This is a genomic window from Escherichia albertii (assembly GCF_028622335.1).
GTDB classification, from domain to species: domain Bacteria; phylum Pseudomonadota; class Gammaproteobacteria; order Enterobacterales; family Enterobacteriaceae; genus Escherichia; species Escherichia albertii.
This window is the reverse complement of record NZ_CP117568.1, coordinates 371,799-393,977: the sequence shown is the minus strand read 5'-3', so window position 1 is coordinate 393,977 and position 22,179 is coordinate 371,799. Positions and strand designations below refer to the sequence as shown.

General features: G+C 49.6%; 23 protein-coding genes and 1 other annotated feature. Of the genes, 13 read left to right on the top strand and 10 right to left on the bottom strand.

All coding sequences use genetic code 11. The annotated features are described in order from the left end of the window. Positions 1-46 precede the first annotated feature (46 nt). Positions 47-2,644, bottom strand: a complete 2,598-nt coding sequence (gene topA, locus PS053_RS01925; protein WP_025237092.1) for a type I DNA topoisomerase — start codon at positions 2,642-2,644, stop codon at positions 47-49. Between the two features lie 380 nt (positions 2,645-3,024). Between topA and PS053_RS01920 the strand changes: the two genes are divergently transcribed. Beyond that, entirely contained in the window at positions 3,025-3,276 is a 252-nt protein-coding gene (locus PS053_RS01920; RefSeq protein WP_001031530.1) for a YciN family protein, read from the top strand. Positions 3,277-3,310: 34 nt separating this feature from the next. Here the strand turns inward: PS053_RS01920 and sohB are convergent, their stop codons facing one another. Then, entirely contained in the window at positions 3,311-4,360 is a 1,050-nt protein-coding gene (sohB, locus tag PS053_RS01915) for a protease SohB (RefSeq protein ID WP_000422076.1), read from the bottom strand. Positions 4,361-4,578: 218 nt separating this feature from the next. Between sohB and PS053_RS01910 the strand changes: the two genes are divergently transcribed. Together PS053_RS01910 and cobO are read left to right on the top strand one after the other, a co-directional pair. After that, positions 4,579-5,337 (top strand): YciK family oxidoreductase, encoded by a 759-nt coding sequence (locus PS053_RS01910; protein ID WP_256879152.1) that lies wholly within the window; start codon positions 4,579-4,581, stop codon positions 5,335-5,337. Continuing rightward, on the top strand, positions 5,334-5,924 hold the full coding sequence (cobO, locus tag PS053_RS01905) for a cob(I)yrinic acid a,c-diamide adenosyltransferase (protein ID WP_149478927.1): 591 nt from the start codon (positions 5,334-5,336) through the stop codon (positions 5,922-5,924). The genes PS053_RS01910 and cobO overlap by 4 nt, the downstream gene beginning before the upstream one ends. A gap of 54 nt (positions 5,925-5,978) precedes the next feature. Here cobO and PS053_RS01900 read toward each other — a convergent pair whose 3' ends face one another. The 5 genes from PS053_RS01900 to rnm form a co-directional block, all read right to left on the bottom strand. Further along, entirely contained in the window at positions 5,979-6,287 is a 309-nt protein-coding gene (locus PS053_RS01900; RefSeq protein WP_001000706.1) for a hypothetical protein, read from the bottom strand. 9 nt (positions 6,288-6,296) lie between these two features. Further along, a complete protein-coding gene (locus PS053_RS01895; RefSeq protein WP_256879153.1) occupies positions 6,297-7,319 on the bottom strand; it encodes an ATP-binding protein in 1,023 nt (340 codons plus the stop codon). 169 nt (positions 7,320-7,488) lie between these two features. Then, entirely contained in the window at positions 7,489-8,364 is an 876-nt protein-coding gene (rluB, locus tag PS053_RS01890; RefSeq protein WP_256879154.1) for a 23S rRNA pseudouridine(2605) synthase RluB, read from the bottom strand. Between the two features lie 100 nt (positions 8,365-8,464). Continuing rightward, positions 8,465-9,085 carry an L-threonylcarbamoyladenylate synthase gene (locus PS053_RS01885; RefSeq protein WP_159386371.1) on the bottom strand — a complete coding sequence of 207 codons (621 nt, stop codon included), beginning with the start codon at positions 9,083-9,085 and terminating at the stop codon, positions 8,465-8,467. Further along, positions 9,082-9,963 carry an RNase RNM gene (rnm, locus tag PS053_RS01880; RefSeq protein WP_256879155.1) on the bottom strand — a complete coding sequence of 294 codons (882 nt, stop codon included), beginning with the start codon at positions 9,961-9,963 and terminating at the stop codon, positions 9,082-9,084. Before rnm ends, PS053_RS01885 begins: the two co-directional genes overlap by 4 nt. 137 nt (positions 9,964-10,100) lie before the next feature. Between rnm and trpL the strand changes: the two genes are divergently transcribed. From trpL to trpA, 6 genes are all read left to right on the top strand, one after another. Next, the gene (gene trpL, locus PS053_RS01875) at positions 10,101-10,145 is read left to right on the top strand and encodes a trp operon leader peptide (RefSeq protein ID WP_001700591.1); all 45 of its coding nucleotides are present in this window, start codon (positions 10,101-10,103) and stop codon (positions 10,143-10,145) included. After that, positions 10,122-10,215 (top strand) — a sequence feature (Trp leader region). It overlaps the preceding gene by 24 nt. A gap of 21 nt (positions 10,216-10,236) precedes the next feature. After that, positions 10,237-11,799 (top strand): anthranilate synthase component I, encoded by a 1,563-nt coding sequence (gene trpE / locus PS053_RS01870; RefSeq protein WP_137650757.1) that lies wholly within the window; start codon positions 10,237-10,239, stop codon positions 11,797-11,799. Next, positions 11,799-13,394 carry a bifunctional anthranilate synthase glutamate amidotransferase component TrpG/anthranilate phosphoribosyltransferase TrpD gene (trpD, locus tag PS053_RS01865; protein ID WP_025237097.1) on the top strand — a complete coding sequence of 532 codons (1,596 nt, stop codon included), beginning with the start codon at positions 11,799-11,801 and terminating at the stop codon, positions 13,392-13,394. The genes trpE and trpD overlap by 1 nt, the downstream gene beginning before the upstream one ends. After that, positions 13,395-14,756, top strand: a complete 1,362-nt coding sequence (gene trpCF / locus PS053_RS01860; protein WP_256879156.1) for a bifunctional indole-3-glycerol-phosphate synthase TrpC/phosphoribosylanthranilate isomerase TrpF — start codon at positions 13,395-13,397, stop codon at positions 14,754-14,756. An 11-nt stretch (positions 14,757-14,767) separates the two neighbouring features. Beyond that, complete coding sequence (gene trpB / locus PS053_RS01855; RefSeq protein ID WP_256879157.1) at positions 14,768-15,961, top strand: tryptophan synthase subunit beta; 1,194 nt, start codon at positions 14,768-14,770, stop codon at positions 15,959-15,961. Then, positions 15,961-16,767, top strand: a complete 807-nt coding sequence (trpA, locus tag PS053_RS01850; protein WP_054410452.1) for a tryptophan synthase subunit alpha — start codon at positions 15,961-15,963, stop codon at positions 16,765-16,767. Before trpB ends, trpA begins: the two co-directional genes overlap by 1 nt. Positions 16,768-16,817: 50 nt before the next feature. Here the strand turns inward: trpA and ompW are convergent, their stop codons facing one another. Continuing rightward, positions 16,818-17,471 (bottom strand): outer membrane protein OmpW, encoded by a 654-nt coding sequence (gene ompW, locus PS053_RS01845; RefSeq protein WP_000737212.1) that lies wholly within the window; start codon positions 17,469-17,471, stop codon positions 16,818-16,820. A gap of 282 nt (positions 17,472-17,753) precedes the next feature. On the opposite strand from ompW, the gene PS053_RS01840 reads away from it, so the two are divergent. The 4 genes from PS053_RS01840 (at position 17,754) to yciA (ending at position 20,002) form a co-directional block, all read left to right on the top strand. After that, positions 17,754-18,158, top strand: coding sequence for a YkgJ family cysteine cluster protein (locus tag PS053_RS01840; protein ID WP_256879158.1), 405 nt, complete (start codon positions 17,754-17,756; stop codon positions 18,156-18,158). Positions 18,159-18,185: 27 nt separating this feature from the next. Further along, the gene (locus tag PS053_RS01835; protein WP_000028554.1) at positions 18,186-18,929 is read left to right on the top strand and encodes a YciC family protein; all 744 of its coding nucleotides are present in this window, start codon (positions 18,186-18,188) and stop codon (positions 18,927-18,929) included. Positions 18,930-18,959: 30 nt separating this feature from the next. Further along, a complete protein-coding gene (locus tag PS053_RS01830; protein ID WP_000808675.1) occupies positions 18,960-19,499 on the top strand; it encodes a septation protein A in 540 nt (179 codons plus the stop codon). Positions 19,500-19,603: 104 nt separating this feature from the next. Next, positions 19,604-20,002: an acyl-CoA thioester hydrolase YciA gene (yciA, locus tag PS053_RS01825; protein ID WP_000108163.1), complete on the top strand. Its 399-nt coding sequence runs from the start codon at positions 19,604-19,606 to the stop codon at positions 20,000-20,002. 85 nt (positions 20,003-20,087) lie between these two features. Here yciA and PS053_RS01820 read toward each other — a convergent pair whose 3' ends face one another. Next, complete coding sequence (locus PS053_RS01820) at positions 20,088-21,146, bottom strand: glycosyltransferase family 9 protein (RefSeq protein WP_000603134.1); 1,059 nt, start codon at positions 21,144-21,146, stop codon at positions 20,088-20,090. Between the two features lie 294 nt (positions 21,147-21,440). Beyond that, entirely contained in the window at positions 21,441-22,157 is a 717-nt protein-coding gene (tonB, locus tag PS053_RS01815; protein ID WP_002462094.1) for a TonB system transport protein TonB, read from the bottom strand. Positions 22,158-22,179 lie beyond the last annotated feature (22 nt).

The window sequence follows — 22,179 nt, the reverse complement described above, 5'->3', positions numbered from 1 at the left end:
CCGCTTTCGCGACCCTTCACCTTTAAAAAACAGACAGAATTAAAGGTTATTTTTTACCTTCAACCCATTTGCCATCAACATAAAATGCTGACCAGCCGGTTGCCTTTCCATCTTTTTCAGAAGAAACATATTGCTGCTTCGTTTTACGGCTAAAGCGAACCATTGTCTTATTGCCTTCTGGATCCTGCTGCGGCGCATCGGCCAGATAACGCAATTTTTCCGGCAGACGATCGCGGAAACGATAAAGTTCTTCCACCAGCGGAGCGCGGGTTTCACGTGATTTCGGGAAAGTATTTGCGGCAAGAAATACCCCGGCAGCACCGTCACGAAGCACAAAATAAGCATCCGATTTTTCGCACGGTAATTCTGGCAGTGGAACCGGATCTTCTTTTGGTGGCGCGACTTCGCCGCTACGCAAAATCTTACGCGTGTTTTTACACTCTTCGTTGGTGCAGGCCATGTATTTACCAAAACGCCCCATTTTCAGGTGCATCTCAGAACCGCATTTTTCACACTCAACGATCGGGCCGTCATAACCTTTAATGCGGAATTCGCCTTCTTCGATTTCGTAACCATCGCAGGTTGGGTTATTACCGCAGACATGCAATTTACGTTTCGGATCGATGAGATAGCTGTCCATCGCCGTACCACATTTCGGGCAACGACGCTTGGCGCGCAGAGCGTTGGTTTCAGCGTCTTCGCCTTCCAGCACGTTAAGCACTTCGTTTTCCGGCACCAGGTTAATGGTGGTTTTGCAACGCTCTTTTGGCGGTAGCGCATAGCCGGAACAGCCCAGGAAAACCCCGGTGCTGGCAGTGCGAATCCCCATTTTGCGACCACAGGTCGGGCAGTCAATGCTGGTCAGAACCATCTGGTTCGGGCGCATACCGCCCTCTTCTGGATCTTTTTCAGCTTTATCAAGCTGCTGGGTGAAATCTGAGAAGAAGTGGTCCAAAACGGCTTTCCACTCTGCTTCGTGATTTGCCACCTGGTCCAGACTGTTTTCCATCTGCGCGGTAAAGTCGTAGTTCATTAATTCGCGGAAATTTTCTTCCAGGCGATCGGTAACGATCTCCCCCATTTTTTCCGCATAGAACCGACGGTTTTCCACACGCACATAGCCGCGATCCTGAATGGTCGAAATGATCGACGCATAGGTTGACGGACGACCAATGCCGCGTTTTTCCAGCTCTTTAACCAGCGAGGCTTCGCTGAAACGGGCTGGCGGTTTGGTAAAGTGCTGGGCTGGCGTCAATTCAACTAACGTCAGAGAGTCGCCTTTATCAACTGGCGGTAAAATGCGGTCTTCATCGCCTTTACGCAGTGCCGGCATCACTTTCGTCCAGCCGTCGAAACGCAGAATACGTCCACGCGCTTTCAGACGGAAATCTCCAGCGCCAACGGTCAACGTGGTGGAATCATATTTAGCCGGGGTCATTTGGCAGGCCACAAACTGACGCCAGATTAACTGGTACAGCTTCTGAGCATCCGCTTCCATATCCTTCAATGATTCTGCCATCACATTGACGTCAGAAGGACGAATCGCTTCATGCGCTTCCTGTGAATTTTCTTTACTGGCGTATTGATTCGGACTTTCCGGCAGATATTTCTTACCGAAATTATCGCTGATATAGCCACGCACCATATTCACCGCATCCTGACTCAGGTTAGTTGAGTCGGTACGCATGTAAGTGATGTAGCCAGCTTCATACAAACGCTGCGCCATCATCATGGTTTTTTTCACGCCAAAACCAAGGCGGGTACTGGCGGCCTGTTGCAGCGTAGAGGTAATAAAAGGAGCGCCTGGCTTGCTGGTAGTCGGTTTGTCTTCACGTTCCAGTACGCTATAGCGCGCTTTTTCCAGTAGACTCACCGCTGCCAGAGTCTGTTCTTTATTGACCGGACGGAAAGGTTTGTCGTTCTGATGGGTCACCTGCAAGGCCAAAGCCTCGCCTGATGGCGTCGTCGTGCTGGCGTCCACTTCCCAGAACTCTTCCGGGACGAACGCTTTGATTTCACGTTCACGCTCGACGACCAGGCGGACAGCCACCGACTGCACTCGCCCAGCAGAAAGACCGCGCGCAATTTTTTTCCACAACAGCGGCGAAACCATATATCCCACCACCCGGTCCATAAAGCGACGCGCTTGTTGGGCATTAACACGATCGATATTCAGTTCGCCTGGTTGGTTAAATGCCTGGCGGATCGCGTTTTTAGTAATTTCGTTAAACACCACCCGGCTATAGCGCGCATCATCGCCGCCAATAACTTCCCGCAGGTGCCATGCAATGGCTTCCCCTTCGCGGTCAAGGTCGGTTGCGAGATAGATGTGATCGGCTTTTTCAGCCAGTTGTTTCAGTTCAGAGACGACCTTCTCTTTACCTGGCAACACTTCATAGTGCGCCTCCCAATTGTGCCACGGGTCAACCCCCATACGGTTGACGAGAGCGCCACGTTCATCCTTTTTAGGCTTTTTAGCCGTCTTGGTGGAGGTAGAGTCGGCACTCTTTTTGGCTGCTGAGCCACTGGTCGGCAAATCGCGGATGTGACCAACGCTGGATTTCACCACGTAGTCACTACCCAGATACTTGTTGATCGTTTTGGCTTTTGCCGGGGACTCAACGATGACAAGAGCTTTACCCATATTCACCTTACCTAATTTGATTCTTCCAGGAATGCGTCGCACGTTGATAAACCTTCCGCTGGCAACGAGTTACCGATATGGACTCGCTCTCTGCGGATATCAACCCCTTGTCGTGACTCTGTTCACGAAAAATTCAGGTGACTGAGTTAACAGGTCTTGGCCTACAGGCGCTATAGCACGACGGAATTTTGGTCGAATGTCAAGCAAATCTATTGCCAGATTGACGAAAGCGTCACACTGTACCTGATAAAATTCGTTACGCAACTTTATTAGCATGCAAAATCCAAAGTTGCCAGTAAGACACTCTTGACACCCGCGTGGTATATTTGTCTGTAAGCCATGTCTGGCGTAGACTAATGTCCTTGTTTAAGGAGTAAATAATGAACAAAGAGACACAACCCATCGACCGCGAAACGCTGTTGAAAGAGGCCAACAAAATCATTCGTGAGCATGAGGACACGCTTGCGGGGATTGAAGCCACCGGCGTCACGCAGCGTAATGGCGTGCTGGTGTTTACCGGCGATTACTTTTTAGATGAACAAGGATTGCCGACAGCGAAAAGCACTGCAGTGTTTAATATGTTCAAACACCTGGCCCATGTGCTCTCAGAAAAATATCATCTGGTTGATTAAGTAAAACGCGAGGCCCGGGCCTCGCGTTTCTCTTTTACATTAAAGGCTTTTGCCCACGTTGCCACCAGCGTAACAACAAGCGATCGGCGCTCTCCGCCGCACTACCGGTAAATCGATCGATTAACCGTTTACGCTGCATATAGCGCACATTGACCACTTCGCGACCTTCCATCAGGTTAAGAATAACATCATCACTGGTATTAATTTCGTCAACTAACCCTTTCTCTACGGCCTGTTGTCCATACCAGTGTTCACCGGTTGCCACCTGCTCAATATCCAGAGACGGACGCATACGCTTCACAAAATCCTTAAACAACTGATGTGTTTCGTTCAGTTCTTCACGGAATTTCTCGCGCCCTTCTTCGGTATTTTCCCCTAAGAACGTCAATGTGCGCTTATATTGCCCGGCAGTATGCAGTTCGATATCAATATCTTTGTTTTTCAGGAAACGGTTGAAGTTGGGCATTTGCGCCACAACGCCAATGGAACCGACAATGGCAAACGGTGCGGAAACAATTTTATCCGCCACGCAGGCCATCATATAACCGCCGCTGGCAGCCACTTTGTCTACCGTGACAGTTAACGGAATCTTTTTATCGCGCAAACGTTGCAACTGCGAGGCGGCCAGACCGTAGCCATGCACCACGCCGCCGGGACTTTCCAGACGCAGGACCACCTGATCTTGCGGCTTAAATGCCGCTAACACTGCGGTGATCTCTTCACGCAGTGAATTCACTTCATGCGCGTCCATACTTCCTTTGAAATCCAGCACCCAGACGCGGGGCTTGCCTTCAGTCAGTACTTCGCCCAATTTAGCTTTTGCTTTTGCAGCTTTCGCCTCTTGCTTATGCTTTTTCTTCTGCGCTTTGTGCCATTGTTTTTGCTGATGCGGATCCATCAGCGCCGCCGCCAGTTCTTCTTTCATCTCCTTATATTGTTCGCTGAGATTGTTGACTCGTAACTCGCCGCGCTGGCGTTTATTACGCTGGGCAACATTAACAATAATGACGGCAATAACCGCAATCGCCACAACAACGGTGACGATTTTCGCCAAAAACAAACCATATTCAGACAACAATTCCACAAGTCCCACCTTGGTTAAACAATGCTTTGATTCACAGTTTACAACAGGCATGTTAAGCCGTCTCGTAGAGATGTTATTGCTGCAAAAGTATGACAAGGTATTCATTTTGCGGCGTTATCGCCCCGGACCGATTGAAATACCCCTCGGTTTAAGGCATAAAGCCCCAAAGTCATAAAATACACTGGCAACGCGGCTGATCATGTCGTCGAGGAGTAGCCATGCATTACCAACCAAAACAAGATTTGCTCAATGATCGTATTATCCTGGTGACGGGCGCCAGCGACGGAATTGGTCGTGAAGCCGCGCTGACTTATGCGCACTATGGTGCAACGGTGATTTTACTGGGCCGAAACGAAGAAAAATTACGTCAGGTCGCCCAGAAGATTGCCGATGAAACGCATCGCCCGGCGCAATGGTTCATTCTCGATTTACTGACCTGCACTCCCGAGGATTGCCAGCAACTGGCGCAAAGAATTGCGGTTAACTATCCGCGTCTGGACGGCGTTCTGCATAATGCCGGATTACTCGGCGATATTTGTCCAATAAGCGAACAAAATCCACAGGTCTGGCAGGACGTCATGCAGGTTAACGTGAATGCCACTTTTATGCTCACCCAGGCGCTGCTTCCTTTATTACTCAAATCAGACGCAGGTTCTCTGGTCTTTACTTCATCAAGCGTTGGGCGTCATGGACGAGCCAATTGGGGCGCTTATGCAGCGTCGAAATTTGCCACCGAAGGGATGATGCAGGTACTGGCTGATGAATATCAGCATCGCCTGCGCGTCAACTGCATTAATCCGGGTGGAACACGCACCGCTATGCGTGCCTGCGCATTCCCGACTGAAGATCCACAAAAACTCAAAACGCCCGCAGATATCATGCCACTGTACCTCTGGCTGATGGGCGATGACAGCCGCCGTAAAACCGGCATGACCTTTGACGCCCAACCGGGCCGTAAACCAGGAATCTCTCAATGAGCGAAGAACGCTATCAACAGCGTCAGCAACGCGTTAAAGATAAAGTGGATGCCCGTGTGGCGCAGGCACAGGATGAACGCGGCATTATCATCGTCTTTACTGGCAACGGTAAAGGCAAAACTACTGCCGCATTTGGAACAGCAACTCGCGCGGTAGGTCATGGTAAAAAGGTAGGCGTTGTGCAGTTTATTAAAGGCACCTGGCCTAACGGCGAGCGGAATCTGCTGGAACCACACGGTGTCGAATTTCAGGTGATGGCGACCGGATTTACCTGGGATACACAGAACCGCGAATCTGATACTGCCGCCTGCCGCGAAGTCTGGCAACATGCAAAAAGAATGCTGGCAGATCCTTCGCTGGATATGGTTTTGCTTGATGAGTTGACCTATATGGTGGCGTATGATTATTTGCCGCTGGAAGAGGTATTACAGGCGTTAAATGATCGTCCATATCAGCAGACAGTGATTATCACGGGACGTGGCTGCCATCGGGATATTCTCGAACTGGCAGATACGGTGAGTGAGTTACGCCCGGTCAAACATGCATTTGATGCGGGTGTAAAGGCGCAGATAGGGATTGATTATTAGGTAAAAGCACCTCAAAAATAATTTTTGAGGTGCTAATTTTAGATACCAGACGAGCTAATTAGTCACAACGAAACCCAGCAGAGTTTTAATCTTATTGAAGTGAGCAGGATATGCCGCATCATTATCCACATCAACATCTTCAATAAATAGAAGTAATTCCGTAATCAAATCATTAGCATCTTCATAACTAATGTTAGTTAGTTCTGGTGATGTTTGCGCGCCATAATTAATTGTCAGGTTATTCATTACTGACAAAACCAGAATAAAATATTTGTGACATATATCGCAGGTTGTTCGATTTCCTAACGCATAGTACAGCATATTAAACAACGCCAGTATTCGTCGATTTTGTACATCGTTCATAATGACCTCCTATAACATGACTCCGCTGGCAATAAGAAGTTTTGCCAGCTCCTCTGACGCCTGTAATCCACTGATAACCTGGGTCCGAAGGATCTCATTCTTACGCTTTAAATCGGCTTTTGAGAGCGATTTATTAGAGTATAAATCTTGTAAATGATTCCCTTTGTCCATGAAGGCATTAATAGCTTGTATTGCTGGAACTGCCGGCTCAGTTGAACGCAGTCTACTTTCATTAAGACTAATTACTGCACTTAAGAATTCTTGTCTGTTCTTTAACGTATTAAACTCTGTATTCTTCATGTTTTTTTGTGATTTATTATAGTAATAAAAGTTATCACTAATGGTGGCAAAGGTCTGCCATTTCATTTGCTGCTGTTTCGTCGCTATGTCATCAAGTAAGTTTTGTAGATTCTTTTGCAACCTGGGCCAGTCACTACTTACCGTTTTACCTATGTTTTCCGCCTTAATTTTTTCCTTATATAATCCATTGAAATATTGCACAAGATCTTTAACTGCCACGGCAGATTTAGTTAACTCTTCATTTTCTGAAAGACCCAGTAATTTTTGGGCATTATTAGCATGATCGAGCGCCTGGTTTAGCAATATAATTTGTTCACTATCCTTAACATCCATATTTTCAGTCAACAGTTCCACGTAGGCACTCATACTGTTAATAATTTCAAGTGAAGCCAATAGCTTTTGTTTTTCTGTTACCACCAATCGTATTTTATTAATATCTTTATGCGATGCATTAGCCCCTTTCTCAGATTGCAAACATAATGACTCTTTGTTGACGTTATTTTCTATAATAGTTTCATAATCAGGTCGCGGAGCACAGTCTGGATTAGTCGCATAAAAATTAACAAGGAAGTTTTCACGAGAAGCGTAGTATTGTTTAAAGAAACTTGCATTCGCCGTTACTGCCTTGTTCCCTGCGGTAATAACAGACTCAGCTTGTTCATTCCTTAATGCTTCTGTCGCACAGCCAGAAAGCATTAACAGCGATAGAAATACTCCACTATATCTAATCATAACCCACCTCTTGGCGTTGAGTTTATCTCAGATAATTAAATAGTAATGTGGCTATTTCCGAACATTATTCATAAGCAAGTATGAAATTAAATTAAAATACTGCGACTATTTATCATGCTTCAAATGAAGAAAAGGCCCCGCAGGGCCTTTATTTTATACTTAACTCAAATTAACCGTTATTATTACGTCCACCAGAACGGCGCCCGCCGCTCATCTGACTGTGACGCTTAACTGCACGACGAATCTGATTCGCCTTCATGCGACGACGGTCTTTCTCAACAGCCACTTTAGAACTGGTTTCCGGCGGAAGTTCCACCAGCTCACGCAGATAGTTAGTCTGAGCAAGATCAAGTTCAGTCCAGCCGCCGCGCGGCAGCCCTTTTGGCAGCGGAATGTCGCCATAACGTACACGGATCAGACGGCTCACCTGCACACCAACCGCTTCCCACAGACGACGAACTTCACGATTACGTCCTTCAGTCAGGGTCACGTTATACCACTGGTTAATGCCTTCGCCGCCACTGAATTTGATCGTTTTAAATGCTGCCGGACCATCTTCCAGTTGAACTCCACGACTTAAATCGCGCAGTTTCGCATCATCAACCTGACCAAACACGCGTACAGCATATTCACGTTCAACTTCACGGCTTGGGTGCATGAGGCGGTTTGCCAGTTCACCGTCAGTGGTGAACAACAACAGGCCGCAAGTGTTAACATCGAGACGACCTACGGCAATCCAGCGTGCGCCACGTAATTTCGGCAAACGATCGAAAACGGTTGGACGCCCTTCCGGGTCATTACGAGTACACAACTCACCTTCCGGTTTGTAATAAGCCAGAACACGACAAATTTGTTCGACTGACTCGCGCACCGAAACCAGGTGACCATCAATACGAATTTTCAGTCCAAGGGTAACTTCAACGCGATCGCCAAGTTTAGCAATTTTGCCATCAACACTGACGCGACCGGCTTCAATGATAGATTCAATTTCACGGCGAGAACCGTGGCCAGCACGCGCCAGCACTTTCTGTAATTTTTCGCTCATAGAGCTTCCTTCAGGTGTCGCCTTCACAGGCGTCGAACAGGAGAATCAACGGCGCCTTATGGCGCCATTTTAAGGTCGCGTAGTATACAGAGTTACGCGCTTATAAGAAAGGCTTCACATCACCTACGCCTTCACGCACCACCACTGGCGTATTATCGGTAAGATCGATAACCGTCGTCGGTTTCTGCCCGAGATAGCCGCCGTGGATAATCAAATCCACCTGTTTTTCCAACCTGTCTTTGATCTCTTCGGGATCGGATTCGGTAAATTCGCTGCCAGGCAACATCAACGAAGTGGAGAGCATCGGTTCACCTAGTACTTCAAGCAGCGCCTGAGCAATGGGGTTAGACGGCACGCGCATCCCAATAGTTTTGCGTTTTTCCTGCAACAGACGGCGAGGTACCTCTTTCGTTCCTTTCAGGATGAACGTGTAATTGCCCGGCGTATTGTTTTTCATCAGACGAAACGCGACGTTATCGACAAACGAATAGGTCGAAAGCTCAGAAAGATCGCGACACATCAGAGTAAAGTTGTGACCGTCCGGCAGCTGACGAATACGACAAATGCGCTCCATCGCGTTTTTATCTTCAATTTTACAACCGAGCGCATAGCCGGAATCGGTTGGATAGACAATCACCCCGCCTTTACGCACAATCTCCACCGCCTGATTAATCAGGCGCTGTTGCGGGTTTTCAGGATGAATATAAAAAAACTGGCTCATAATTCCCTCTCTGTGGTGTTCTGCGGCTGCTCCCATAGCTGCCAGACGCCTTCAACGCCTGCGGGCAGCCAGAGTTTACGACCCAGTTCGATCCACGGGCACGGTTGATGAAAATCAGATCCTTGTGATGCCCATAAATGGTGCTGGCGGGCAAGCGTCGCCAGTTGGGTACGTTCATTGGGCGATTGCTGGCACTGCGCGACTTCCATCGCGTCGCCGTGATGTTCGGCAAAATGTGCAACCAATCTTTTCAGCCATTTAGCACTAAGATTGTACCGCCCTGGATGAGCCAGCACCGCCTTACCGCCAGAATGATGAATGACATCAATAGCTTGTTCTATTGTACACCACTGTGGCGGAACGTATCCGGTTTTCCCACGCGCCAGATATTTTTTAAAGACATCCGCTATTGAATTGGCTTTTCCGCACTCCACAAGGAAACGCGCAAAATGGCCGCGCGTAACCGCCCCGCCCTGCACCAGTCGTTGTGCGCCTTCCAGCGCACCGGGTATTTGCGCTTTTTCCAGTCTTTCGGCGATCAACTGCGCTCGTTGATTACGCCGTTCAGTCTGCTGCGCCAGAAACGCGCACATTGCCGGATGCACAATATCAATATTCAGCCCGACAATATGAATTTCATGATTTTCCCAGACCGTGGAAATTTCCACGCCGGGAATAAGATTCAGCGCCAGTCCCGAACGTGAAATTTCCTCTCTTGCTGGTGCGATTGCAGCTGTGGTGTCATGGTCGGTGATTGCCAGGGTGCCGACGCGCATCTCGACTGCACGGTGCACCAATGCTTCTGGCGTCAGGCAGCCATCGGAAGCTGTGGTATGGCTGTGCAGGTCGTAAATCACTGCGTAATTCGTGTCGCTCAAGGCGCACTCCCGTTTTGGATAATGTTTATTGCGCCGACATCATAACGGTTCTGGCAAATATTCTGAAATGAGCTGTTGACAATCAACCATCGAACTAGTTAACTAGTACGAAAGTTCACGTAAAAAGGGTATCGACAATGAAAGCGATTTTCGTACTGAAAGGTTGGTGGCGCACTTCCTGAAACGGGCAGTGTATTCACCATGCGTAAAGCAATCAGATACCCAGCCCGCCTAATGAGCGGGCTTTTTTTTGAACAAAATTAGAGAATAACAATGCAAACACAAAAACCGACTCTCGAACTGTTAACCTGCGAAGGCGCTTATCACGACAATCCGACCGCGCTTTTTCACCAGTTGTGTGGGGATCGTCCGGCAACGCTGCTGCTGGAGTCCGCAGATATCGACAGCAAAGATGATTTAAAAAGCCTGCTGCTGGCGGACAGTGCGCTGCGCATTACAGCATTAGGTGACACCGTCACAATTAACGCTCTCACCCCAAATGGCGCGACTTTGCTGACATTGCTGGATAAGGCTCTGCCTGCGGGCGTGGAAAATGAACAATTACCAAATTGCCGCGTGCTGCGCTTCCCCCCTGTCAGTCCACTGCTGGATGAAGACGCCCGCTTATGCTCCCTTTCGGTTTTTGACGCTTTTCGCTTGTTGCAGGATCTGCTGAATGTACCGAAGGAAGAACGGGAAGCGATGTTCTTCGGTGGCCTGTTCTCTTATGATCTGGTGGCAGGATTTGAAGATTTGCCGCAACTGGCAGCGGAAAATAACTGCCCTGATTTCTGTTTTTATCTCGCTGAAACGCTGATGGTAATTGACCATCAGAAGAAAAGCACCCGTATTCAGGCCAGCCTGTTTAGTCAAAATGAAGAAGAAAAACAGCGTCTCACAGCACGCCTTGCAGAACTTCGTCAACAACTGACCGAAGCCGCGCCACCGCTGCCGGTGGTTTCCGTGCCGCATATGCGTTGTGAATGTAATCAGAGTGATGAAGAGTTTGGTGGCGTGGTGCGTTCGCTGCAAAAAGCGATTCGCGCCGGAGAAATTTTCCAGGTCGTACCATCTCGCCGTTTCTCGCTGCCCTGCCCGTCACCGCTGGCGGCCTATTACGTGCTGAAAAAGAGTAATCCCAGCCCGTACATGTTTTTTATGCAGGATAATGATTTCACCCTGTTTGGCGCGTCGCCGGAAAGCTCGCTCAAGTATGATGCCACCAATCGCCAGATTGAGATCTACCCGATTGCCGGAACACGCCCACGCGGTCGGCGCGCCGATGGTTCACTGGACAGAGACCTCGACAGCCGCATCGAACTGGAAATGCGAACCGATCATAAAGAGCTTTCCGAGCATCTGATGCTGGTGGATCTCGCCCGTAATGATCTGGCACGCATTTGTACTCCGGGCAGCCGCTACGTCGCCGATCTCACTAAAGTTGACCGTTACTCCTATGTCATGCACCTCGTTTCTCGCGTGGTCGGCGAACTGCGTCACGATCTCGACGCCCTGCACGCTTACCGCGCCTGTATGAATATGGGCACGTTAAGCGGTGCGCCAAAAGTACGCGCCATGCAGTTAATTGCCGAAGCGGAAGGTTGTCGACGCGGCAGCTACGGCGGCGCAGTAGGTTATTTCACCGCGCACGGCGATCTCGACACCTGCATTGTGATCCGCTCGGCGCTGGTAGAAAACGGTATCGCCACCGTGCAGGCCGGTGCAGGCGTGGTCCTTGATTCTGTTCCGCAGTCGGAAGCCGACGAAACCCGTAATAAAGCCCGCGCTGTACTGCGCGCTATCGCCACCGCGCATCATGCACAGGAGACTTTCTGATGGCTGACATTCTGCTGCTCGATAATATCGACTCTTTTACTTATAACCTGGCAGATCAGTTGCGCAGCAATGGTCATAACGTGGTGATTTACCGCAACCATATTCCGGCGCAGACCTTAATTGAGCGCCTGGCGACGATGAGCAATCCGGTGCTGATGCTTTCTCCTGGCCCCGGTGTGCCGAGCGAAGCGGGTTGTATGCCGGAACTCCTCACCCGCCTGCGCGGCAAGCTGCCAATTATTGGCATTTGCCTCGGTCATCAGGCGATTGTCGAAGCTTACGGTGGTTATGTCGGTCAGGCGGGCGAAATTCTTCACGGAAAAGCGTCCAGCATTGAACATGACGGCCAGGCGATGTTTGCCGGATTAACAAACCCACTACCGGTTGCGCGTTATCACTCGTTAGTTGGCAGTAACATTCCGGCCGGTTTAACCATTAACGCCCATTTTAATGGCATGGTGATGGCGGTACGTCATGATACGGATCGCGTTTGCGGTTTCCAGTTCCATCCAGAATCTATCCTCACTACCCAGGGCGCTCGCCTGCTGGAGCAAACACTGGCGTGGGCGCAACAGAAACTGGAGCCCACCAATACACTGCAACCAATTCTGGAAAAACTGTATCAGGCGCAGACGCTTAGCCAGCAGGAAAGCCACCAGCTATTTTCAGCAGTGGTGCGTGGCGAGCTGAAGCCCGAACAACTGGCGGCGGCGCTGGTCAGTATGAAAATCCGCGGCGAACACCCGAATGAAATCGCCGGAGCAGCGACTGCCCTGCTGGAAAACGCCGCGCCATTCCCGCGCCCTGATTATCTTTTTGCCGATATCGTCGGTACTGGCGGTGACGGCAGCAACAGTATCAACATTTCCACCGCCAGCGCATTTGTCGCTGCGGCTTGTGGCCTGAAAGTAGCTAAGCACGGCAACCGCAGCGTCTCCAGTAAATCCGGCTCGTCAGATCTGCTGGCGGCGTTTGGCATTAACCTGGATATGAATGCCGATAAATCGCGCCAGGCGCTCGACGAATTAGGCGTCTGCTTTCTCTTTGCGCCGAAGTATCACACCGGATTCCGCCACGCGATGCCGGTTCGTCAACAACTGAAAACCCGAACGCTATTCAACGTACTGGGGCCATTGATTAATCCGGCACATCCACCGCTGGCGTTAATTGGTGTTTATAGCCCGGAGCTGGTGCTGCCGATTGCCGAAACGCTGCGCGTACTGGGGTATCAACGAGCGGCGGTTGTGCATAGCGGTGGAATGGATGAAGTTTCCTTACACGCGCCGACGATTGTTGCCGAACTGCATAATGGGGAAATCAAAAGTTATCAACTGACTGCTGAAGATTTTGGCCTGACGCCCTACCACCAGGAACAACTGGCAGGCGGTACACCGGAAGAAAACCGTGACATTTTAACACGCTTGTTACAAGGTAAAGGCGACGCCGCCCATGAGGCAGCCGTCGCGGCGAATGTCGCCATGTTAATGCGCCTGCATGGCCATGAAGATCTGCAAGCCAATGCGCAAACCGTTCTTGAAGTGCTGCGCAGTGGTTCCGCTTACGACAGAGTCACCGCACTGGCGGCACGAGGGTAAATGATGCAAACCGTTTTAGCGAAAATCGTCGCAGACAAGACTATTTGGGTAGAAGCTCGCAAACAGCAGCAACCGCTGACCAGTTTCCAGAATGAGGTGCAGCCGAGCCCGCGACATTTTTATGATGCGCTACAGGGTGCGCGCACGGCGTTTATTCTGGAATGCAAGAAAGCGTCGCCGTCAAAAGGCGTGATCCGTGATGATTTCGATCCGGCACGCATTGCCGCCATTTATAAACATTACGCTTCGGCAATTTCGGTACTGACTGATGAGAAATATTTCCAGGGGAGCTTTGATTTCCTCCCCATCGTCAGCCAAATCGCCCCGCAACCGATTTTATGTAAAGACTTTATTATCGACCCTTACCAGATCTATCTGGCGCGCTATTACCAGGCCGATGCCTGTTTATTAATGCTGTCGGTGCTGGACGACGATCAGTATCGCCAGCTCGCTGCTGTCGCCCACAGTCTGGAGATGGGCGTGCTGACCGAAGTCAGTAATGAAGAGGAGCTGGAGCGCGCCATTGCATTGGGAGCAAAAGTCGTTGGCATCAACAACCGCGATCTGCGTGATTTGTCGATTGATCTTAACCGTACCCGCGAGCTTGCGCCGAAACTGGGGCACAACGTGACGGTAATCAGCGAATCCGGCATCAATACTTACGCCCAGGTGCGTGAGTTAAGCCACTTCGCTAACGGCTTTCTGATTGGTTCGGCGCTAATGGCCCACGATGATTTGAACGCCGCCGTGTGCCGGGTGTTGCTGGGTGAGAATAAAGTGTGTGGTCTGACGCGTGGGCAAGATGCTAAAGCAGCTTATGACGCGGGCGCGATTTACGGTGGATTGATATTTGTTACAACGTCACCCCGTTGCGTCAGCGTTGAACAGGCGCAGGAAGTGATGGCTGCGGCACCGTTGCAATATGTCGGCGTGTTCCGCAACCATGATATCAGTGAGGTCGTTGATAAAGCGAATACCCTGGCGCTGGCAGCCGTACAACTCCATGGCAGTGAAGACCAGCAATATATCGACGAACTGCGTGACGCGCTGCCTGAAAATATTGCCATCTGGAAAGCATTAAGCGTCGGTGAAACTCTTCCCGTGCGTGATTTTGAGCACGTTGATAAATATGTTTTCGACAACGGCCATGGCGGGAGCGGACAACGTTTCGACTGGTCACTGTTAAACGGTCAATCGCTTGGCAACGTTCTGCTGGCGGGTGGCTTAGGCGCAGATAACTGCGTGGAAGCGGCACACACCGGCTGCGCCGGGCTTGATTTTAATTCTGCTGTAGAGTCGCAACCGGGCATCAAAGACGCACGTCTTTTGGCCTCGGTTTTCCAGACGCTGCGCGCATATTAAGGAAAGGAACAATGACAACATTACTTAACCCGTATTTTGGTGAGTTTGGCGGCATGTACGTGCCACAAATCCTGATGCCTGCTCTGCGCCAACTGGAAGAAGCTTTTGTCAGCGCGCAAAAAGATCCTGAATTTCAGGCCCAGTTCAACGACCTGCTGAAAAACTATGCCGGGCGCCCAACCGCGCTGACCAAATGCCAGAACATTACAGCCGGGACGAACACCACGCTGTATCTGAAGCGCGAAGATTTGCTGCACGGCGGCGCGCATAAAACCAACCAGGTACTGGGGCAGGCTTTGCTGGCGAAGCGGATGGGTAAAACCGAAATCATCGCCGAAACCGGTGCCGGTCAGCATGGCGTAGCCTCAGCACTTGCCAGCGCCCTGCTCGGCCTGAAATGCCGTATTTATATGGGTGCCAAAGACGTTGAACGCCAGTCGCCTAACGTTTTTCGTATGCGCTTAATGGGTGCGGAAGTGATCCCAGTACATAGCGGTTCCGCAACGCTGAAAGATGCCTGTAATGAGGCGCTGCGCGACTGGTCCGGCAGTTATGAAACCGCGCACTATATGCTGGGTACCGCAGCTGGCCCGCATCCTTACCCGACCATTGTGCGTGAGTTTCAGCGGATGATTGGCGAAGAAACGAAAGCGCAGATTCTGGAAAGAGAAGGTCGCCTGCCGGATGCTGTTATCGCCTGTGTTGGCGGCGGTTCGAATGCTATCGGCATGTTTGCTGATTTCATCAACGAAACCGAAGTCGGGCTGATTGGCGTAGAGCCAGGCGGTCACGGCATCGAAACTGGCGAGCACGGCGCACCGCTAAAACATGGTCGCGTGGGCATCTATTTCGGTATGAAAGCGCCGATGATGCAGACTGAAGACGGGCAAATTGAAGAGTCTTACTCGATTTCTGCCGGGCTGGATTTCCCGTCCGTTGGTCCACAACATGCGTATCTCAACAGCATCGGCCGTGCTGATTACGTGTCGATTACCGATGATGAAGCCCTGGAAGCCTTCAAAACACTATGCCTGCACGAAGGGATTATCCCGGCGCTGGAATCCTCCCATGCCCTGGCCCATGCACTGAAAATGATGCGCGAAAACCCGGAAAAAGAGCAACTGCTGGTAGTTAACCTTTCCGGTCGCGGCGATAAAGACATCTTCACCGTTCACGATATTTTGAAAGCACGAGGGGAAATCTGATGGAACGCTATGAAACTCTGTTTGCCCAGTTGAAGAAGCGCAAAGAAGGCGCATTTGTCCCTTTCGTCACCCTCGGCGATCCGGGCGTTGAGCAGTCACTGAAAATTATCGATGCATTGATCGAAGCCGGTGCCGATGCGCTGGAGTTAGGCATCCCCTTCTCTGACCCGCTGGCCGATGGTCCAACCATTCAAAACGCCACATTGCGTGCTTTTGCGGCGGGTGTGACCCCGGCACAATGTTTTGAAATGCTGACACTGATTCGCCAAAAGCATCCAGCTATCCCCATCGGCCTGTTGATGTACGCTAATCTGGTGTTTAACAAAGGTATTGATGAGTTTTATGCCCAGTGCGAGAAAGTCGGCATCGATTCGGTGCTGGTTGCCGATGTGCCCGTAGAAGAGTCTGCGCCCTTCCGTCAGGCCGCATTGCGCCATAACGTCGCCCCTATCTTTATCTGCCCGCCGAATGCCGATGACGATTTACTGCGCCAGATAGCCTCTTATGGTCGCGGTTACACCTATTTGTTGTCGCGTGCGGGCGTGACCGGAGCTGAAAACCGCGCGGCATTACCGCTTAACCATCTGGTCACGAAACTGAAAGAGTACAACGCTGCGCCTCCATTGCAGGGATTTGGTATTTCCACCGCGGAACAGGTTAAAGCAGCGATTGATGCGGGTGCAGCAGGCGCGATTTCTGGTTCTGCGATTGTGAAAATCATCGAGCAGAATCTGAATCAGCCAGAAAAAATGCTAACCGAACTGAAAACCTTTGTACGCCCCATGAAAGAAGCCACGCGCGGTTAATATGGGACAAACCGCCAGAAAATATCTGGCGGTTTATTAATGACAAAAAATTAGAACCGATACCCTGCAGAGAACATAAATACCCACGGATCGAGGCGGACATTGTCAGAATAATGCCCGGCTGGCAGCACTGCGCCGTTGGATTTATATTTCACGTCGGTATCAATATCCATGTACCAGACCGACATATTCAGCAGCCAGTCACGATTAATCAGGTAGTCCACGCCCACCTGTCCCGCCATTCCCCAGGAGTCTTTCAGACTAAGGTCAGATAATCCAAGACTTTTACCGGTGTCATTGAAGCCATTATCAAAGAAGGTGGTGTAGTTAATACCGGCCCCGACGTAAGGACGGAATTTACTGCTGGAATCGCCAAAATACCATTGTGCCATCAATGTCGGTGGTAAATGATGAACTGTTGCAATATCCCCGGTTGTGGCTGTACCAACTTTATGGCGGAACGGCGATGCCGCCAGTAGTTCAACACCAATGTTATCGGTCGCCATATAAGTGAAGGTCAGGCCCAGTTGGGTGTTATTAGTCACACTAAATCCCCCCAGGCTTCCCAGTGTTCCCCCCGCACCTTCCGTTGGACGTACTGTCGCCGAACCTGCACGAATGAAAAACTCGCCTGCTTCATGCGCAAAGGCATTGCCAGAGAGAAGAGTTGTTACTGCCAAAGCCGCCACTGTTAACTTTTTCATATCCGCTCCGTCGTTATGGTTATAAAAACGTGACGAATATACCTACATTGGGGTAACAAATGATCCTACACAGATCACATTGCATTCGCTAAAACACTCTTTTTTGATCTGGATTAATTTATAAGTTGTATTGGAAATCCTGGTTAATCCGACTCAGGTCAATTTTAATATATTTACGCAACGAAAATATTCTCCCCACAACCTCTTGCCCTTGAGCGACGAGCTGGTTAATTTATTTTCCTACGTGATTACTTGATACGTTTTCTTGTTACAGGTGAATTCATGAGCGATCTCAATCCGTGCATGACATGCGGAGCCTGTTGTGCTTTTTTTCGTGTCTCTTTTTACTGGGCAGAAGGTGAAGACGCTGGCGGTTGTGTTCCCGTCAAACTCACAGAGCAAGTCAACCCGTTTTTACGTTGTATGGCAGGAACGAATCAAAAATCTTGCCGCTGTATTGCCCTCAAAGGCACGCTTGGAGAATCGGTGAGTTGCAGTATTTATGCAAACAGGCCTTCAACGTGCCGGGAATTTGGCGTATCTGGCGAAGCGGGAGAAATCAATGAAGCCTGCAATCGTGCCCGTGCCCACTACGGATTACCTCCGCTTTACAAAGATATGCTTTTCCATACAAGGCCCGATGCTGCCACTGAGGACTTAACCAGGGTACAATTGCCCGCTAATTAACACCTGCATAAAACTCAAGGAGAGTGCATGTCTATCACGGCGCAGTCCGTATACCGTGACACCGGAAATTTCTTCCGTAATCAATTTATGACCATTTTGTTGGTATCGTTGCTATGTGCGTTTATCACAGTGGTGTTAGGGCATGTTTTCTCACCCAGTGACGCACAGCTTGCGCAACTCAATGACGGCGTGCCCGTCAGCGGCAGTAGCGGGCTGTTCGATCTGGTACAAAATATGTCCCCCGAGCAGCAGCAAATTTTGCTCCGTGCGTCAGCCGCTTCTACTTTTTCAGGATTAATCGGTAACGCCATTCTCGCGGGAGGCATATTATTAATTATTCAACTCGTTTCTGCGGGCCACCGGGTTAGCGCATTACGCGCTATTGGCGCAAGTGCTCCGGTATTACCGAAGTTATTCTTGTTGATCTTCCTGACGACGCTAATTGTACAAATTGGCATCATGCTGGTGGTCATTCCTGGTATTATCATGGCTATCTTGCTGGCGCTGGCGCCAGTGATGCTGGTACAGGACAAAATGAGCGTCTTTACTTCCATGCGCAGTAGTATGCGGATGGCATGGGCGAACATGCGTCTGGTGGCGCCAGCGGTAATGAGCTGGTTACTGGCAAAAACGCTATTGCTGCTGTTTGCCTCTTCATTCGCCGCACTAACCCCAGAAATTGGCGCAGTCCTGGCGAACACATTGAGCAACCTGATTTCAGCCGTGTTGCTCATCTATTTGTTCCGCCTGTATATGTTGATTCGCCAATAACCCTGAAGCATTTGATTACGGAATCGTAAAATGAAGCAGTTTCTTGATTTTTTACCGCTGGTTGTCTTCTTCGCGTTCTACAAGATTTACGACATCTATGCGGCAACTGCGGCGCTAATCGTCGCCACGGCGATCGTGCTTATTTATAGCTGGGTTCGCTTTCGTAAGGTTGAAAAGATGGCCTTGATCACCTTTGTTCTGGTGGTCGTCTTCGGTAGCCTGACCCTGTTTTTCCACAACGATGAGTTTATTAAATGGAAGGTGACTGTCATTTACGCCCTGTTTGCCGGTGCGTTGCTGGTAAGTCAATGGGTAATGAAAAAGCCGCTGATTCAACGTATGTTGGGTAAAGAGCTCACTCTGCCGCAGCCGGTATGGTCGAAGCTGAATCTGGCCTGGGCAGTCTTCTTTATTCTTTGCGGCCTGGCGAATATCTACATCGCATTCTGGCTACCGCAAAATATCTGGGTCAATTTTAAAGTATTTGGTCTGACCGCCCTCACCTTAATCTTCACACTGTTAAGCGGTATCTATATTTACCGCCATATGCCACAGGAAGATAAATCATAACCAGCCTGCCAGTCCTTCGGGGCTGGCGCTGCATCCCCTCTGTTCTCCTCAGGAAAATCATAGTAGCATCGCGCCTGTGATTTTCCTTTTTAGTCGGTTTTACCATGTCAACAACACATAACGTCCCCCAGGGCGATCTGGTTTTACGAACTTTAGCTATGCCTGCCGATACCAATGCCAATGGCGATATTTTTGGCGGTTGGTTAATGTCGCAAATGGATATTGGTGGCGCCATTCTGGCAAAAGAAATTGCTCACGGTCGTGTCGTGACTGTACGGGTGGAAGGCATGACCTTCCTGCGCCCTGTGGCAGTCGGTGATGTGGTGTGCTGCTATGCGCGCTGTGTCCAAAAAGGGACGACATCGGTCAGTATCAATATCGAAGTGTGGGTGAAAAAAGTGGCGTCAGAACCTATCGGACAGCGCTACAAAGCGACGGAAGCGTTATTTAAGTATGTCGCCGTAAACCCGGAGGGGAAACCGCGTCCACTCCCGGTTCTGTAATCTCAAAGTTGGACAGCATCTGAGTAAGGTGCTGTCCAGTGGACTCCTTGCTTTTCTATGTTTCAGGTCAGCTCAGCAAACTCAATTACCCGTTGATCCTCGACAGGATACGTCTTAGCGTTGCTTCAAACTCTTTAAGATTGATGCAATCTATATTTCGCCCTACCACAATATTTTCTGCGATGTCCTGCATTGACGGCCAACGCGTCTTATAATCCGCGTAAACGGCAATAGCAGGCGTATTGTAAGCACTGGTCATATGCAGTATTGAGGTATCAGGTGTAATAGCCAGATAAGCATCTTTAATAACCGCCGCGGAACGCATTAGCGAGGGTGACAATGAGAGTCGGAAAACATTACTGCATAGCTCCGTTAATTTTATAGCGCTATCCACACCTTTAGGACCATGCACAATAACAATTGGCATGTCACATTCCTGTTGAATTATCGTAATAAGGTTCTGAGCAACAGAATATGAAAAGGTTCTCGCAGCGATGCTGCCTTCTAAATTTAACGCGATATAACGCCCTAATACAAAAGTCTCACGGCGGACTTCTGTTAATACCTCTTCGCTTAAAGGAAATTCATATCTTGCCGGGACGCAGGGAAAACCCGCCTCTCTCATTAATGTCGCCCAGGTCATGGGGACCGGCGCCCTCAGAGACTGATCCATTCTGGACGCTATTCGGCACACTGGGGAGTAGCATTTCTGAGACAATCCCACTACCTGAAAATTGACTCTGGCTTTTAATGTGCTGATAAAAATCATCGCCTTAAAGTTTTTTTTGCGCATTGCCTCAATGCAAAGATCTGGCGTACCGTATTGTTCTTTTATTGTTTTTGCGACTTTTTTAATCTCATCGACACTGGCATGATCCTGCATCGTCATACTCATGACGGTGAGTTTTGTTTGATTTAACTCAAGGGCATCGAAAACGGGTTGATTAATTGAGGATGCAACAATTATAAGATGCGCTATCGGATGTTTTTCTAATGCACGTATAAGTGGATAAATAGCCATTGCATCCCCTATTTGATCAGGGATATGAATGACGACAAATTTTATATCATCAGCATGAATATTTTGTGCCTTATAATCATAAATTTTATATATAATATTCCTGAACATCGTTTGCAATATCATTGCGTCATACAATCCTTGTCGATCAAAAGGCTAAATTTTAGCGTAGATTATCAGATTCAGACGCCATCGACGTCATACTTCTATCCGTTGTTTTGTGAGATTAAAAAAAATAGCTAACGACAACGACTACAGATGCTTTTGCGCAACACGAATGCCGGAAGGCTTCGCTCACTGAAGATGAAATTTACAAGTGGCTCCTGCTGCGAAAGAAAGTACGCTTACATGATGGTAAGTCCATTTTTTATACAAACCGGATGAGATCAACGTCCTGACCAGGAGGCCAGAACGTTGTCACTATTGAATCTCAGTGGTGCCATTGATGCGAAACACAATGTTAACCACTATGCCAGTGCCTGGCTTACCGGGTTCATAACGCCATCTGCGCATCGCATTTTTCACTTCTCGCTCAAACATGTTGGCAGGTTTAGCGGAAAGGATCTGTACGTTATCCACACGACCATCAGGCGTGACATCAAATTTCACTTTGACCTGCCCTTCAATACGTAATGCCTGCGCCCGCGGCGGATACAACGGTTGATTTCGGCTTAATGCACGCGGACCAGATGCCACACTCGTGACTGGTTTGCTGGTTGCAGCCGTCGCCGTACTGCTTGTCGGACGCGCCGGAGCGGTACTTTCAAACGGCGACGCCGGACGAGACTCTGCCGGTTTGGCATCACGTTTTGGCTGTTCCTGCACCTTTTTCACCGGTTTAGGTTTTGGCTTCGGTTTCGGCTTTGGTTTTTCGATAACCACAGGCGCTTCTTTTGGCGGTTCCGGGATGGGTTCCGGTTCGGGTTCTACCACGGGTTCCGGCGGCGGCTGAACGGCTTGCGGTGGTTCAAGATCGGCTGGCGCAACCATGGTGACGGAAATTGGCTGCGCTGGCGCAGGTAATTCAATAACCTGATGTACCGAGGTATAGAGAAGCCCCGCAACAACTGCACCATGAATGCAGACCGAAAGTAATGTCGGCCAGGGGAAGCGGCGAGGTAAATCATCAAAGGTCATTGAAGTCATAATCGTTTCAGTA